At 64.1% G+C, this 14948-nt stretch carries 13 protein-coding genes; 6 read left to right on the plus strand and 7 right to left on the minus strand.

What is annotated here, in order from left to right; translation table 11 throughout:
• Position 1: 1 nt before the first annotated feature.
• Entirely contained in the window at positions 2-283 is a 282-nt protein-coding gene (locus FQ664_RS20875; RefSeq protein ID WP_144174567.1) for an Rdx family protein, read from the minus strand.
• A gap of 67 nt (positions 284-350) precedes the next feature.
• Between FQ664_RS20875 and FQ664_RS20880 the strand changes: the two genes are divergently transcribed.
• Positions 351-2537 carry a patatin-like phospholipase family protein gene (locus tag FQ664_RS20880; protein ID WP_144174569.1) on the plus strand — a complete coding sequence of 729 codons (2187 nt, stop codon included), beginning with the start codon at positions 351-353 and terminating at the stop codon, positions 2535-2537.
• A 274-nt stretch (positions 2538-2811) separates the two neighbouring features.
• On the opposite strand, the gene FQ664_RS20890 is transcribed toward FQ664_RS20880, so the two are convergent.
• Together FQ664_RS20890 and recQ are read right to left on the minus strand one after the other, a co-directional pair.
• Positions 2812-3249: a MarR family transcriptional regulator gene (locus FQ664_RS20890; RefSeq protein WP_144174573.1), complete on the minus strand. Its 438-nt coding sequence runs from the start codon at positions 3247-3249 to the stop codon at positions 2812-2814.
• A gap of 150 nt (positions 3250-3399) precedes the next feature.
• Positions 3400-5547, minus strand: a complete 2148-nt coding sequence (gene recQ / locus FQ664_RS20895) for a DNA helicase RecQ (protein ID WP_144174575.1) — start codon at positions 5545-5547, stop codon at positions 3400-3402.
• A 246-nt stretch (positions 5548-5793) separates the two neighbouring features.
• Between recQ and FQ664_RS20905 the strand changes: the two genes are divergently transcribed.
• From FQ664_RS20905 to FQ664_RS20915, 3 genes are all read left to right on the plus strand, one after another.
• The gene (locus FQ664_RS20905) at positions 5794-6381 is read left to right on the plus strand and encodes a YecA/YgfB family protein (protein ID WP_025340148.1); all 588 of its coding nucleotides are present in this window, start codon (positions 5794-5796) and stop codon (positions 6379-6381) included.
• A gap of 7 nt (positions 6382-6388) precedes the next feature.
• On the plus strand, positions 6389-6754 hold the full coding sequence (locus FQ664_RS20910) for a YbaN family protein (protein WP_025340149.1): 366 nt from the start codon (positions 6389-6391) through the stop codon (positions 6752-6754).
• A gap of 311 nt (positions 6755-7065) precedes the next feature.
• Positions 7066-8424: a TolC family outer membrane protein gene (locus FQ664_RS20915; protein WP_144174577.1), complete on the plus strand. Its 1359-nt coding sequence runs from the start codon at positions 7066-7068 to the stop codon at positions 8422-8424.
• Between the two features lie 133 nt (positions 8425-8557).
• Here FQ664_RS20915 and FQ664_RS20920 read toward each other — a convergent pair whose 3' ends face one another.
• The 3 genes from FQ664_RS20920 to FQ664_RS20930 all read right to left on the minus strand — a co-directional run bounded on the left by FQ664_RS20920 (position 8558) and on the right by FQ664_RS20930 (position 11939).
• On the minus strand, positions 8558-9157 hold the full coding sequence (locus FQ664_RS20920; RefSeq protein ID WP_144174579.1) for a tRNA-uridine aminocarboxypropyltransferase: 600 nt from the start codon (positions 9155-9157) through the stop codon (positions 8558-8560).
• Positions 9158-9339: 182 nt separating this feature from the next.
• Positions 9340-10905, minus strand: coding sequence for a methyl-accepting chemotaxis protein (locus tag FQ664_RS20925; protein WP_144174581.1), 1566 nt, complete (start codon positions 10903-10905; stop codon positions 9340-9342).
• 140 nt (positions 10906-11045) lie between these two features.
• Positions 11046-11939: a LysR family transcriptional regulator gene (locus tag FQ664_RS20930; RefSeq protein WP_144174583.1), complete on the minus strand. Its 894-nt coding sequence runs from the start codon at positions 11937-11939 to the stop codon at positions 11046-11048.
• A gap of 225 nt (positions 11940-12164) precedes the next feature.
• Here FQ664_RS20930 and speB point away from each other — a divergent pair, with 225 nt between their 5' ends.
• A complete protein-coding gene (gene speB, locus FQ664_RS20935; RefSeq protein WP_144174585.1) occupies positions 12165-13115 on the plus strand; it encodes an agmatinase in 951 nt (316 codons plus the stop codon).
• Between the two features lie 132 nt (positions 13116-13247).
• The gene (locus FQ664_RS20940; RefSeq protein ID WP_144174587.1) at positions 13248-14627 is read left to right on the plus strand and encodes a sodium:solute symporter family protein; all 1380 of its coding nucleotides are present in this window, start codon (positions 13248-13250) and stop codon (positions 14625-14627) included.
• A 189-nt stretch (positions 14628-14816) separates the two neighbouring features.
• Here the strand turns inward: FQ664_RS20940 and FQ664_RS27945 are convergent, their stop codons facing one another.
• Complete coding sequence (locus tag FQ664_RS27945) at positions 14817-14945, minus strand: PA1414 family protein (protein ID WP_256676039.1); 129 nt, start codon at positions 14943-14945, stop codon at positions 14817-14819.
• Positions 14946-14948 lie beyond the last annotated feature (3 nt).

Below are 14948 nucleotides of genomic sequence, written 5' to 3' on the forward strand. Positions count from 1 at the left end.
TTCAGCGGTCGTTGTGGCCCAGGTCACGCTGTGGGTCGATCTGGTCGCGTACCCGCTGCTTCAGCACCTTGGCCTCGGGGAAGCCACCATCGGCCGTCCGCTCCCAGATCTGCACACCATTGCAGGTGATGCGGAAGATACCGCCGGTGCCAGGCTCCAGCGCCACTCGGCCAAGGTCGTCGGCGAAGGTGCTGAGCAGTTCCTGGGCCAGCCAGGCGGCACGCAGCAGCCATTGGCACTGGGTGCAATAAGTGATGACGATTTCCGGTTTGCTGTCGGCCATGGTGAGGCATCTCCAGATGAGGGGCCGCTTATACTAGCGGTCTTTAGCCCAGGCTTTGAGACTCACGATGCGCCGTTTGCTGTTCTGTTTCCTGCTCACCCTCACCTCCTTCACGGCACTCGCCGCCGAACCGGCCAGGCCCAAGGTTGGCCTGGTGCTGTCGGGTGGCGCGGCGCGCGGCCTGGCCCACATCGGTGTACTCAAGGCCCTGGAGGAACAGGGGGTGCGCATCGACGCCATCGCCGGCACCAGCATGGGGGCGGTGGTCGGCGGCCTGTACGCCTCGGGCTACAGTGTCGAAGAGCTGGAAAAGCTCGCCACCACCCTCGACTGGCAACAGGCGCTGTCCGATGCCCCGCCGCGCAAGGACGTGCCGTTCCGGCGCAAGCAGGATGACCGCGACTTCCTGGTCAAGCAGAAGCTCAGCTTTCGCGACGACGGCAGCCTGGGCCTGCCGCTGGGGGTGATTCAGGGCCAGAACCTGGCGTTGCTGCTGGAAAGCAAGCTGGCGCACACCGCCGACACCCGTGACTTCGACAAGCTGCCCATCCCCTTCCGCGCGGTAGCCACCGACATCGCCAGTGGTGAAAAGGTGGTATTCCGCCGTGGCCACCTGCCCCAGGTGATCCGTGCCAGCATGTCGATCCCGGCGGTGTTCGCCCCGGTCGAGCTGGACGGCCGGCTGCTGGTGGACGGCGGCATGGTCGACAACATCCCGCTGGACGTGGCCCGCGAAATGGGGGTGGACCTGGCCATCGTGGTCGACATCGGCACCCCGCTGCGTGACCGCAAGCAGCTGGCCACGGTGGTCGACGTGCTCAACCAGTCGATCACCCTGATGACCCGGCGCAACTCGGAAGAACAACTGGCCAGCCTGCACCGCGACGACATCCTCATCCAGCCGCCGCTGACCGCCTTCGGCGTCACCGATTTTGGCCGCGCCCAGGAAATGATCGACGCCGGCTACCGCGCCACCCGTCTGCTCGACCCGCGCCTGTTCGCCCTGCGCCAGGCCGAAGGCGACAGCAGCCTGGCCGTGGCCCGCTCGCCGCGCCAGCGCACGCCGACCATCAGCGCGATCAGGATCGAGAACGACTCCAAGGTCAGCGACGACGTCATCCGTTCGTACATCCGCCAGCCAATCGATGCCCCGCTGCAGCTGGACCGCCTGCAGACCGACATGGGCACGCTGTATGGCCTGGACTACTTCGACCGGGTGCAGTACCGCGTGGTGCACAAGGGTGACGACAACACCCTGGTGATCAACGCCCGGGGCCGCCGCGGTGGCACCGACTACCTGCGCCTGGGCCTGAACCTGTCGGACGACCTGCGCGGCGACAGCGCCTTCAACCTGGGCGCCAGCTACCGGGTCAACGGCATCAACAGCCTCGGCGCCGAATGGCTGACCCGTGGCCAGATCGGCGACCAGCAGGAGCTGTACAGCGAGTTCTACCAGCCGCTGGACGTGGGCTCACGCTATTTCATCGCGCCGTACCTGGACTTCAGCTCGCAGAACATCGAAGCCACCCTGGACAACGACCCGGTCGCCGAGTACCGCCTGGAGCGTTACGGCTTTGGCCTGAACGTGGGGCGGCAGATCGGCACCAACGGTGAAGTGCGCCTGGGCGTGGGCAAGGCCTGGGGCGAGGCCGAGGTGCGCATTGGCGACCAGGACCTGCCCAAGGTCAGTTTCAACGAAGGTTTCTACGAGCTGAAGTACTCGTTCGACACCCTCGACAACCTGTACTTCCCGCACCGCGGCGAGGATATCGGCCTGACCTTGCGCAAGTATGACCAGTCGCTGGATTCCGACCAGGATTACCGACAGTGGATGTTCAACCTGGACAAGGCCATCAGCAGCGGGCCGAACACCTTGGTGCTGGGCGGGCGCTACGGGCGCACGCTGGATGATACCGAAGTGGTGACATCGAGCTTCGTGCTGGGCGGCGCGCGGGAGCTGTCAGGCTTCCGCCAGGACTCGGTGTCGGGGCAGAACGTGAGCCTGATGCGCATGGTCTACTACCGCCGCCTGACGCCACGGGCCTACGTGCCGCTGGACTTCCCGCTGTACATCGGCGGGTCGCTGGAGCGCGGGCGGGCGTGGAACAACGATAACGAGTTCGACAGTGGTTACATCAATGCAGCGAGCATCTTCCTGGGGCTGGAGACGCCGCTGGGGCCGTTGAACTTCACTTATGGTGCCAACAGTGCGCATGAGCAGGCGGTGTACCTGAACCTTGGGCATACCTTCTAGGGCTTCATCGCTTTCAGGGCCGGTGAGATCCCTGTGGGAGCGGGTTCACCCGCGAAGCAGGCGACGCGGTGCATGGCACCGGCTGCGCCGGTGTTCGCGGCTAAAGCCGCTCCCACAGGGACAGCGCCAACTTGAAGGCAGCACAGTACCTGTGGGAGCCGGCTTGCCGGCGATCACTGGCGCAGCCGGTGCCATGCACCGCGTCGCCTGCTTCGCGGGCACGCGCTCCCACCACGCCCGCCCCCACAAGGCCGCAAAGCGGCCCCAGGGCCCCTCAGGATTTTTCGAGGTTGGCCAGGATCTTGGCATGCACCCGCATGCACACCTGCAGGTCCGCCTCGTCCACCCCGGTGAACAGCTCCACCCGCAGTTGATTGGCAATGGTCTCGATCTGGTCGATCAGCGGCTTGGCCGGTGGGCACAGCACGATCTTCTTCGCCCGCCGGTCCTCCAGCACCGCCTGCCGGCGTACCAGCCCCTGCGCCTCCAGGCTGTCGAGCAGACGCGCCAGGGTCGGGCCTTCGACGCCGACGCTCTGGGCCAACTCACGCTGGGTCGGAGCATCTTCGAAACGGGCCAGGTGCAGCAACACCAGCCAGCGCGCCTGGGACAGGTTGAGCCCGGCCAGGCGGCGGTCCAGCTCGGCACGCCACCCCCGGGACATCTGGGCCAGCTGCATGCCGAAGCGGTGTTGGTTGTCGGTCAGGGGCATAAGCAACTCATTGAACAGATCTAATTATTAGGCAGCTAATCATGACCCGTCCCACGAGGCAAGGTTCAGCCACCCTGGAATGCTCGATAATCGTCAAAAAACATGACGAAAGTCAGCAGATGGCAGTTCTGCCTTCGATCCTGTCGCCACTCACAGTTCGAACTCGGCCGCCAGCGCCGCCCGCACGCAGTACAGCACGCCCTCCGGCAGCCGTGCCCCGAACAGCGGCGCAATCGCCGACACCGGTGGCAGCTCGCCCTCGCCATCGAGGAAGGCATCCTGCACTTCCATCAACAGGTCCTCCGGCAGGTCCAGGGCCTGCTCCAGGCTCAGCTCCTGGCGCCCCAGTGCCTCGGCCAGCAGGCTGTAAACGTTCTTCTCGCTGCAGTTGAGCTGCCCGGCGATCTGCGCCGGGGTCATGCCGGCGCGGGCCAGGCTGACCAGTTCGTGGCGCAGGTCGAGCACCACTTTCGGTGCTTCGTCGGTGCCGCCGCTGTTGTTCAGCACCTCGAGGAAGGCCTGGCCATAACGCTCCAGCTTGCGCGCGCCCACGCCGCTGACCTGGGCCATGTCGCTGAGGCTGACCGGCTGACTGCGCAGCATTTCCAGCAGCGTCGAGTCAGGGAAGATGACGTAGGGCGGCACACTGTGCTCCTCGGCCAGCTTGCGCCGCAGAGTCCGCAGTGCTTCCCACAGCTCGCGCTCTTCGGCACGCACCAGCTGGCTGGCCGGGCTGCCGCCACTGGACGACGAGGTTTTGGCGCTGGTCTGCGGCTTGAGGTCACGGCGCAACTGCAAGGTCACCTCGCCACGCAGCAGCGGCCGGCAGCTGTCGGACAGGCGCAGGCCGCCGTAGCCTTCCAGGTCGATGTCGACCAGACCGCGCGCCACCAGCTGGCGGAACAGCGAACGCCACTCGACCTCGGCCAGGCCCTTGCCGACGCCAAACACCGAGAGCTTCTCGTGGCCGAAATTGCGCACCTTGTCAGTGTCCTTGCCCAGCAGCACGTCGACCAGGTGACCGACGCCGTAGCGCTGGCCGGTGCGGAACACCGCCGACAGTGCCTGGCGGGCCGGCTCGGTGGCATCCCAGGTCTGCACCTGGTCGACACAGTTGTCGCAGTGCCCGCACGGCTGCTCGAGGGTTTCATCGAAATAGGCCAGCAGCGACTGGCGGCGGCAGCGGGTTTCTTCGCACAGGGCCAGCATGGCGTCGAGCTTGTGCTGCTCGATGCGCTTGTGGCGCTCGTCACCTTCGGAGTTCTGCAGCATCTGCTTGAGCATCACCATGTCCTGCAGCCCGTAGGCCATCCAGGCATCGGACGGCAGCCCGTCACGGCCGGCACGGCCAGTCTCCTGGTAGTACGCCTCGAGCGACTTGGGCAGGTCAAGGTGGGCGACAAAGCGCACGTTGGGCTTGTCGATACCCATGCCGAAGGCGATGGTGGCGACCATGATCAGCCCTTCCTCGTTGAGGAAACGGTGCTGGTTGGCCGCGCGCGTCTCGGCAGCCAGGCCGGCGTGATACGGCAGCGCCGGGAAGCCCTGGTCACAGAGGAAGGCGGCGGTTTCATCGACCTTCTTGCGTGACAGGCAATAGACGATGCCGGCGTTGCCGCGGCGCTCGCCGAGGAAGGCCATCAGCTGCTTGCGCGGCGCCTCCTTGGGCACGATGCGATAGAAGATGTTGGGCCGGTCGAAACTCGACAGGAAGCGCTCGGCGCCTTGCAGGTGCAGGCGCTGGACGATCTCTTCGCGGGTGCGCATGTCGGCGGTGGCGGTCAGCGCGATACGCGGCACATGCGGGAACAGCTCGGCCAGCTGGCCCAGTTGCAGGTATTCGGGGCGGAAATCGTGGCCCCATTGCGACACGCAGTGGGCCTCGTCGATGGCGAACAGCGAGATATCCAGGTCGCGCAGGAAGTCGAGCATGCGCGGCTGCACCAGGCGCTCCGGCGCCAGGTACAGCATCTTCACTTCGCCACGGCGCAGGCGCCCGGCCAGGTCACGCTGCTGCTCCGGCGTCAGCGTGGAGTTCAGCGCGGCAGCCGGCACACCCAGTTCGTCGAGCGTGGCAACCTGGTCGTCCATCAGCGCGATCAGTGGCGAGACCACCACCGTCAGGCCCGGGCGCAACAACCCCGGCACCTGGAAACACAACGACTTGCCGCCGCCGGTGGGCATCAGCACCAGGGCATCGCCGCCATTGGCCACGCAGTCGATGATCGCTGCCTGGCGCCCGCGGAAACTGTCGTAGCCGAAGACGTCCTTGAGAACGCGCTGAGCCTGTTCGAGCATGTGCAACTCCACAAATCGCCGTACCATCCTGGATACAGGCTGGACGAAAAACCCGCCCCGCACACGCCAAATGCGTAAGCGGTTTTTGCCAGGTAGCCGACAAATCCTGCCCCTGGATGAAAAATCGCGGAGTATACCGCAGCACCGCGCTGCGCAGGGCACCACGGCGATAGACGTTCCCTTTCCCCCGCCGCCGTCGCATGGTGCTAGAATTCGGTATCGTTTATTCTCCAAGGTAGCCCTGTAATGTCCTTCGCCGAGCAACTGACCCGCCTGCAAGCCTTCCTCGACGCCGACGAGCTGCACGAAGAAGCGCTGGACTATGTCGCCGCCCACGGCTACCTCACCGCCCTGTCGATCAATGCCGAGGAAGTGCCCGAGCGCGAATGGATCGACGCCCTGTTCGCCGAAGAGCCGCACTACGCCAGCGACGCTCAGCGCACCGAGATCGAGGCCACCCTGGTGGCGCTCAAGGCGCACATCGCCCGCCAACTGGCCAGCGACGACGAGTTCGAGCTGCCGTGCGACCTCGACCTGACCGACGAGCCGGACGATTCCGACCTGCGCGGCTGGTGCATTGGCTTCATGGAAGGCGTATTCCTGCGTGAAGAGGCCTGGTTCGAGAACGCCGAGGAAGAAGTCAGCGAGATGCTGCTGCCGATCATGGTCGGCTCGGGCCTGTTCGACGAGCAGCCGGAGTTCGCCGACATCGCCAGCAACGCCAACCTGCAGGACGACATGATCGTACAGATCCCCGAAGCGCTGACTGCGCTGTTCCTGCTGCTGCACGCCCCTGACGAAAAGCCGGCGCTGCTCAAGCCACGCCACCACTAAGTTGCCTGTGCGCTACCTGCTGCTGGCCACCGGCTGGCTCAGCGTCGCGTTGGGGGTGTTGGGGATTTTCCTGCCGGTATTGCCTACCACCCCTTTCCTGCTGTTGGCGGCAGCCTGCTTTGCCCGCAGCTCGCCGCGCTTTCACCACTGGCTAGTCCATCACCCGAAGCTCGGGCCGTGGATTCGCGACTACCTCAGTGGTGAAGGTATCCCGCTCAAGGGCAAGGTCTACGCCATCGGCCTGATGTGGGCCAGCATCGGCCTGTCGTGCTATCTGGTGCCCCTGTTCTGGGCACGCACCTTCATGTTGACCAGCGCCGTACTGGTAAGCCTGTATATCCTCAGCCAGAAAACCTTGCACAAGCCAAAGTGACAATATTTTGTCGCCAAATATCAATTTCGCCTAACTGCTATTTCTTTTATCCGAAATAGTTCTGGAACCGTGTACAAGCCTTGTATTCATTGGCTTGAACGCCATTTTGCGTTGCCGCAAGCTCTGCTCTAACGCAAATCAATTAGACAATATATGTCTTTCATGGCAATTTGATATGAACAAATCTTCTTATCTATCGCGTTGAATGTACTTAGCTGTGTTGTTAAAAACCTGCAACACTATACGCGATAACTTTATCGTCATTTTTTTGGCGAATAGCAGGATCAATTCCAGGATCAGGGAGATGTACCATGCGCGTTTTGACCCCCATCACCAGTGCATTACTGTTGGCCCTGGCCAGTGCCAACGTACAGGCGATGTCGATCACAGAGGCCGTCCAGAGCGCCGTGGACTACCATCCGCAAGTCAGCTCCAACCGCAACAGCAAGCTGTCGGCCGATGAAGATGTGAAGTTTGCGCGTGGTGGCTACTACCCTTCCGTGGATTTGGTCGCTGGCTATGGTCGCCAGCGTTCGGACAACACCACTACTCGTGCCGAGGGCAACCACAACAAGGAAACCCTCAACTACACCCAGTCCGAGCTGCGCCTGCGGCAGATGATCTTCGACGGCTTCAACACCTCGAATGAAGTGGGCCGCACCGAAGCGGTGTCGACCTCCCGCGCCTACTACACCCAGGCCGTCGCCCAGGATGTCGCCCTGCGTGCAGTCGAGGTGTATCTGGAAGTGCTCAAGCGCCGTGAACTGGTAGCCCTGGCCAGGAACAACCTGCAAGCCCACCTGCGCGTCAACGACCAGATCGGCCTGCGCAACGAGCGCGGCGTCGGCAGTACCGCAGACCTTGACCAGTCTCGCGCACGTCGCGCCCTGGCGGAAAACAACCTGGACACCGCCGAAGTCGACCTGGCCGACGCCGAGGCCAACTTCTTCAGCGTCGTCGGCCGTATGCCGGACGAGCTGGAAAGCCCGCAGACCATCCAGGGCGAAGTGCCTGGCACCCTCGATGAGGCCCGCGACGGCATGCGCCAGAACAACCCGTACATCAAGTCTGCCCAGGCTGACGTGAATGCTGCCGAGCAGCAATACGAAGTGGCCAAGTCGACCTTCTACCCACGCTTCGACGCCATTCTGGCCACCGGTGCCAACAACAACACCGGCGGCGAAAAAGGCCACAACAACAACGACTGGCAAGCCGGCGTGGAGATGAACTACAACCTGTTCCGCGGTGGCAGCGACAAGGCTCGCCTGCAGTCCGACGCACACAAGATCAACCAGGCCCTGGACATCCGCAACAACGCCCTGCGTGAGCTGACCGAAAACCTGAGCCTGGCGTGGAATGCCATGAACAACGCCAGCAAGCAGCTGCCGACCGCGCGTGAATACGCCGAGACCACCAAGCGTGTGCGTGCCGCCTACCAGGACCAGTTCGGCCTGGGCCAGCGTACCCTGCTCGACCTGCTCGACAGTGAGAACGAGCTGTACAACGCCGACCGTCGCTACACCGAGGTGCGTTATACCGAGGAGTTCTCGCGCTACCGCGTGCTGGCGACCATGGGTGAGCTGCTGAGCAAGCAGCGTATTTCCCTGCCGCCGGAAGCGCTGGCCACCACCGAAGTACGCACCGAGGCGCGTTTGCCTGAGATGCGTTGATCCGGTTTGAAAGCCAGGGGCCGCTGTGCGGCCCATCGCCGGCAAGCCAGCTCCCACAGGTACAGCACAAGGGCTGAACCTGTGCTGTATCTGTGGGAGCTGGCTTGCCGGCGCTAGGGCCCTCACTGCCACCTCACCCCTCACCATGATTGCGCTGGAACGTCTCCACGCCCATGGCCCTGATCTGCCCCTCGATCAACGCCTCGAACGGTGCCAGCAACGCATCGAAGCAGGCCGGTTGCTCAAGCGCATTGAGCGCCCCCACCACCGCCTCGATAGTCGACAACGCCCCCGCCTGCGGTGCCTTGCGCAGCCGGTAGCGCGAAGGCGCGACAGCCCCCAGCGTCACCCGCGGCAAGGCCTCCAGCACCGGGTTCAGGTACAGCAGCTTGCGCGCCTTGCGCCAGGTGCCGTCGGGCACGATCAACAGCAAGGGTTTGTCGTCCGCCTCGCCATAGGCCTTCAGCACCCGGGCATCGTCGCCAGGGAACAGCAGGGCCGGCCGGTAACCGGGAGTGGCCAGCAGTTCGTTCAGGTCATCGAACACCTCGCCTACCCGCAACTCGGCGTTGTTCAGGCCAAGGGCGGCCAGGCGGGCGGTGTTCAGGGCATGGGCGGTTTCACTGGGGTGCTGCAGCAGGATGACGCGGGTGCGGCTGTCGAGCGCGGGAATCAGTGGGCAGAGGCAATGGTCGAGCGGGCGCTGGCAACGCTCGCAGCGGGGTCTGGGCATGGGGTTCTCCTTGGCGGGAACAGTTTGCCACAGAACCGGGGCCCGCTTTGCGGGACATCCGCCCTGTAGGAGCGGGCTTGCCCGCGATGCAGACCATGCGGTGGTTGGCACGGGCTTCGCCCGTGATCGCGGGTAAACCCGCTCCTACAGGGCGAAAGGGCTGCAAAGCAGCCTCTGCGACTTCAGCGATTGAACCGCTCCGCCAGGCTATGCAGGTACTCCGCCATGCGCTCCAGGTCCTGGCTGATTTCCGCGCCCTGCCTGGCCTGCCCGGCACTCTGGTCGCACAGCTGGGCAATCCTCACGATCTGCTGGTTGATGTCTTCGGCCACATGGCTCTGCTGCTCCGACGCCGTCGCCATCTGCTGGCTCATGCCAGTGATGCGGCTGACCGCCTGGGCAATCCCGCTCAACGCCGCCTGCACTGCCTCGACACTGTGCACGCTGTCCCGCGAGATCTGCTCACCACGGTTCGCGGTACTGACCGCACGCTCTGCCCCGGCGCGCAACGAAGCGATGATGTGATGGATTTCCTCGGTCGAGGCGCGAGTGCGCTGGGCCAACGAACGCACTTCATCCGCCACCACGGCAAACCCGCGCCCCTGTTCGCCGGCGCGTGCCGCTTCAATGGCGGCATTGAGCGCCAGCAGGTTGGTCTGCTCGGCGATCGAGGTAATCACATCGACCACACTGCCGATCGACTGGGTCTGCTCGGCCAAGGCGTTCACCGCCTGGCCAATGTCATTGACGGCATCGCTCATGCTGCCCATGGCTTTCAGGCTCTGCAGGGCCAGTTCGCTGCCCTGCTGTGCCAGCTGGTCGGCATCGCCCGCTGCGTGCGCCGTGCTTTGCACGTTGTGGGTTACCTGCTGGATGGTCGCCGCCATCTGCGCAATGGCGGTGGCGGACTGGTCGGTCTCGTTGCGCTGGCGGTCGAGCATCTGTGCCTGGGCATCGGACAAGTCGGACGACTGCGCCGCCCGTGACTTCACTCCGACCCCGGCATCCACCAGGCGGGTCAGAGCCGTTTGCAGGCGCGCTTCCTCACTGATGATGGCCAGGTCGAGCTGGCCCTGCAGGCCCGGGTTATCGCTGTAGGTCAGCGCCACCAGCGGGCTGGTGAAGGCCTTGGGATGCTCGGCCAGCGTACGGCGGATGGCCTGGTTCTGCCGATGCTCGACCAGATACCAGGCCAGCAGCAGGCTGGCCATCAGCACACCGAGCGCCGCATAAGGTGGCAGCCACAGGTAGCCCGCCGCCGACAGCAGGCCCGCACCGATCAATGGCCAACCGTGGCCCAGGCCATGCCCCAGCCGGGCCGCCCACGGCACTGCCGTGCGGCCGGCCCGCAAGCGTGCGTACAACGCCTCGGCGCGGCGGATCTGCTCGCGGCTGGGCACCGAGCGCACCGACTCGTAGCCACTGATACGGCCCTTCTCATAGATGGCCGTGACATAGGCACTGACCCAGTAGTAATCGCCGTTTTTCGCCCGGTTCTTGACCACACCCATCCACGGTTTGCCCTGTTTGATGGTTTCCCACATGTGGCCGAACACCGCCGGCGGCATGTCCGGGTGGCGCACCAGGTTGTGGGGTTGGCCGACCAGCTCGTCGTAGGTGAACCCGCTGATCGCCACGAAAGCGTCGTTGCAGTAAGTGATGCGGCTGTTGAGGTCTGTGGTGGAAATCAGCCGTTGACCGTTGGGAAAGGTTCTTTCGTGCTCAGTGACGGGCAAATTCATGCGCATCTTGGGCAATCCTTGCAGGATTAAAGGGAGAGAGTCAGCAACACACGCAAGTGTGATGTATAGCAGGACGCCATTATGTTGTCGGTCAGCAGCGCCGACTATTTAGCGCACACCAACGAAATACAGGCGTGCGCCGTACCTCAGCCGACGTTGAGCTGGCTTTTGAGCAGGTCGCGGAAAGTCTGGATCAACGGTTCGCGGCTGCGCCCGCGGCGAATGATCAGCGAGAACGGTGCCTGGTAACCGAAGGTCGATGGCGACAGCACGCGCAAGTCGCCCTTGTCGACCCAGGCCTGGGCATAGTGCTCGGGCAGGTAGCCGATGTAGGCCCCGGAGAGAATCAGGATCAACTGCGCCTCCATGCTCTCCACCGTCGCCGCGCTGTGCTTGAAGCCATGCCGGGCCAGCTCGGCCTGGCTCCAGTAGCCACGCCCGACCATACGTTGCTGGGTCACCACCTGCTCGGGGATGCGCCGTTCGGCATACAACGGGTGCCGGCTGCTGCAGTACAGCCAGTGCTGCTCACGGTACAGCGGCTGGTAGAGCAGCCCGCTCATGCGCGAGGAAAACGCCCCGATGGCCAGGTCCAGGCGGTTGTCCTGCACGCCCAGTTGCAGCTCGTAAGGGCTGGACACCGACAGGTGCAGGTGCACCGCCGGGTGTTCCTGACTATAGGCACCGATGGCTTCGGCCAGCGGCAAGGCCCGGTCACCGACGGTGGAGTCGATCACCCCCAGGTTGAGAGTGCCGCGCAACTCGCCCTTGAGGGCGGCCGCGTACTGCTCGAAACCGTCCAGCTCGGCCAGCAGGCGCAGGGTTTCCTGGTGGAACAGCTCGCCCTTGCTGGTCAGGCTGAAACCGCCACGGCCGCGGTGGCACAGCACGATCCCCAGGGCGCCTTCCAGCTGGCTCATGTAGGTGCTGATGGCCGAGGTCGACAGGTTCAGTTCGCGTTGGGCGTTGGCAAAGCCCTGGTGGCGCACCACGCTGACGAAGATACGCAGCAGTTTCAGGTCGGGCAGGGACGAGGCCATGGTGCAACGGTTCCGCAAAGGTATTTGCGCGCAGTCTAACCGCTCTGCTGGCCTTTAGTTCAGAAATTCCTGAACTAAGTATTTGCCGGTAGCGATTTTTCCCCGGCACTACCTTCAGCAGACTTGGCCGAAATGTCCCTACCCGCCGGCAACACCGCACCTGGAAGGCGCGCGGCGACACAGGTTCGAACAACCAGAACAATCGACCGACTGATGAGGCCCACCGTGGACAAGACCCTCCACCAACCACTGGGCGGCAACGAAATGCCGCGTTTCGGCGGCATCGCCACCATGCTCCGTCTGCCCCACCTGCAAAGTGCCCAAGGCCTGGACGCCGCCTTCATCGGCGTGCCACTGGATATCGGCACCTCGTTGCGCGCCGGCACCCGCTTCGGTCCGCGGCAGATCCGCGCCGAATCGGTGATGATCCGCCCGTACAACATGGCCACCGGGGCTGCACCGTTCGACTCGCTGTCGGTGGCCGACATCGGTGACGTGGCGATCAATACCTTCAACCTGCTGGACGCCGTGCGCATCATCGAAGAGGCGTATGACGAAATCCTCGAACACAACGTCATCCCGCTGACCCTGGGCGGTGACCACACCATCACCCTGCCGATCCTGCGCGCGCTGCACAAGAAGCACGGCAAGATCGGCCTGGTGCACATCGATGCCCATGCCGACGTCAACGACCACATGTTCGGCGAGAAGATCGCCCACGGCACCACCTTCCGCCGCGCCGTGGAAGAAGGCCTGCTCGATTGCGAGCGCGTGGTACAGATCGGCCTGCGCGCCCAGGGCTACACCGCCGATGACTTCAACTGGAGCCGCCGCCAGGGCTTCCGCGTGGTCCAGGCCGAAGAGTGCTGGCACCAGTCGCTGGCGCCGCTGATGGCCGAAGTGCGGGAAAAGGTCGGCGGCGGCCCGGTGTACCTGTCGTTCGACATCGACGGCATCGACCCGGCCTGGGCGCCAGGCACCGGTACCCCGGAAATCGGCGGCTTGACCACCATCCAGGCGATGGAGATCATTCGCGGCTGCCACGGCCTGGACCTGATCGGCTGTGACCTCGTCGAAGTCTCCCCGCCTTACGACACCACCGGCAACACCTCGCTGCTCGGTGCCAACCTGCTGTTCGAGATGCTCTGCGTGCTTCCAGGCGTAGTGCGTCGTTAAAACCGCTACACCCCGGCAGGAGCCATGAGGGAGGGCCACAGAGGCCCGCCAACAACACGACCAGACCACCGGGCGCCGTGAACCCGCCCGCGTGGTCGATCTCGCCATAATAAAGATAATCGGGAGACCCCAATGGCCTTGGACATCATTGTTGTAATGATCTACACCGCCGGCATGCTCGGGCTTGGCTGGTATGGCATGCGGCGCGCGAAAACCCATGAGGACTACCTGGTGGCCGGGCGCAACCTCGGCCCGGTCCTGTACATGGGCACCATGGCCACCACTGTGCTCGGTGGCGCTTCCACCGTCGGCACCGTGCGCCTGGGCTACGTCCATGGCATCTCCGGCTTCTGGCTGTGTGCAGCCCTGGGCCTGGGCATCATCGCCATCAACCTGTTCCTGGCCAAACCCTTGCTGCGCCTGCGCATCTTTACCGTGACCCAGGTGCTGGAGCAGCGCTACAACCCGACCGCACGCCAGGCCAGCGCCGTGATCATGCTGGCCTACGCACTGATGATCGGCGTCACCTCGACCCTGGCCATGGCCACCGTACTGCAGGTACTGCTGGACCTGCCGTTCTGGGCCTCGCTGCTGCTGGGCGGTGGTGTGGTAGTGCTGTACTCGACCATTGGCGGCATGTGGTCGCTGACCCTGACCGACATCGTCCAGTTCGTGATCAAGACCGTCGGCCTGATGTTCATCCTCCTGCCAGTGTGCCTGTACAAAGCCGGTGGCTGGGACACCCTGGTGGCCAAGCTGCCGGCGGCCAGCTTCCAGCTGACCACCATTGGCTGGGACACCATCATCACCTACTTCCTGATCTACTTCTTCGGCATCCTCATCGGCCAGGACATCTGGCAGCGGGTGTTCACTGCCCGTGACGAGAAGGTCTGCCAGCGTGCCGGCACCACTGCCGGTGTGTACTGCGTACTGTACGGCCTGGCCTGCGCCACGATCGGCATGGCTGCGCACGTGCTAATGCCCGACCTGGCCAACCCGAACAATGCCTTTGCCGAGATGATCAAGACTACCCTGCCCGATGGCATCCGCGGCCTGCTGATGGCAGCGGCGCTGGCCGCCATGATGTCCACCGCCAGCGCCGGCCTGCTGGCTGCGTCGACCACCGTGACCGAAGACCTGCTGCCCAAGCTGCGTGGCGGCAAGCCGTCGAGCCTGGGCGTCAGCCGCCTGTTCACCCTGCTCACCGGGCTGGTGGTACTGGGCATCGCCCTGGTGGTGAACGATGTGATCAGTGCCCTGACCCTGGCCTACAACCTGCTGGTCGGCGGCATGCTGATCCCGCTGATCGGGGCGATCTTCTGGAAGCGCGCTACCACCGCCGGGGCTATCGCCAGCATGTCGCTGGGCTTTGCTACCGCGCTGCTGTTCATGTTCAAGGATGGGCTGGAGGCCAATACACCGATCTACTACAGCCTGGTGGTTGGCCTGGTGAGTTTTGTGGTGGTAAGCCTGATGTCGCGCAAATCGGCGGCAGCGGTGAAGCTGGCCTGATAGATCCCGGCTGCCTGTACTGGCCCTTTCGCGGGTAAACCCGCTCCCACAGGTATCCCACAGCACTTGAGGCCTGTGATATTCCTGTGGGAGCGGGTTTACCCGCGAAGAGGCCGGTACAGGCAATAGATATTCATCAGACACAAAAAGGCCGCTGCCCCCACCCAGGTGCAGCGGCCTTTGTTTTTATCAGCGACGACGCGGTTGGCGTTGGCGCTGCTCTTCATCAGTCGGGATCGGCACCGGCTGCAAGGGTGGTGGAATCAGCCCTAAGGCGACAGCCAGGTCGTGGAGCCAGTTGGACAGTGGTTTATTCATAAT

The organism is Pseudomonas persica, from assembly GCF_900291015.1.
Classification (GTDB): domain Bacteria; phylum Pseudomonadota; class Gammaproteobacteria; order Pseudomonadales; family Pseudomonadaceae; genus Aquipseudomonas.

Bases quoted from the DNA above. Each gene is read 5' to 3' on its own strand.
- FQ664_RS20940 (WP_144174587.1), top strand. From the start codon at position 13,248: ATGGCCTTGGACATCATTGTTGTAATGATCTACACCGCCGGCATGCTC.
- FQ664_RS20875 (WP_144174567.1), bottom strand. From the start codon at position 283: ATGGCCGACAGCAAACCGGAAATCGTCATCACTTATTGCACCCAGTGC.
- FQ664_RS20880 (WP_144174569.1), top strand. From the start codon at position 351: ATGCGCCGTTTGCTGTTCTGTTTCCTGCTCACCCTCACCTCCTTCACG.
- FQ664_RS20920 (WP_144174579.1), bottom strand. From the start codon at position 9,157: ATGCCCAGACCCCGCTGCGAGCGTTGCCAGCGCCCGCTCGACCATTGC.
- recQ (WP_144174575.1), bottom strand. From the start codon at position 5,547: ATGCTCGAACAGGCTCAGCGCGTTCTCAAGGACGTCTTCGGCTACGAC.
- FQ664_RS20915 (WP_144174577.1), top strand. From the start codon at position 7,066: ATGCGCGTTTTGACCCCCATCACCAGTGCATTACTGTTGGCCCTGGCC.
- FQ664_RS20905 (WP_025340148.1), top strand. From the start codon at position 5,794: ATGTCCTTCGCCGAGCAACTGACCCGCCTGCAAGCCTTCCTCGACGCC.
- FQ664_RS27945 (WP_256676039.1), bottom strand. From the start codon at position 14,945: ATGAATAAACCACTGTCCAACTGGCTCCACGACCTGGCTGTCGCCTTA.
- FQ664_RS20925 (WP_144174581.1), bottom strand. From the start codon at position 10,905: ATGCGCATGAATTTGCCCGTCACTGAGCACGAAAGAACCTTTCCCAAC.
- FQ664_RS20890 (WP_144174573.1), bottom strand. From the start codon at position 3,249: ATGCCCCTGACCGACAACCAACACCGCTTCGGCATGCAGCTGGCCCAG.
- FQ664_RS20930 (WP_144174583.1), bottom strand. From the start codon at position 11,939: ATGGCCTCGTCCCTGCCCGACCTGAAACTGCTGCGTATCTTCGTCAGC.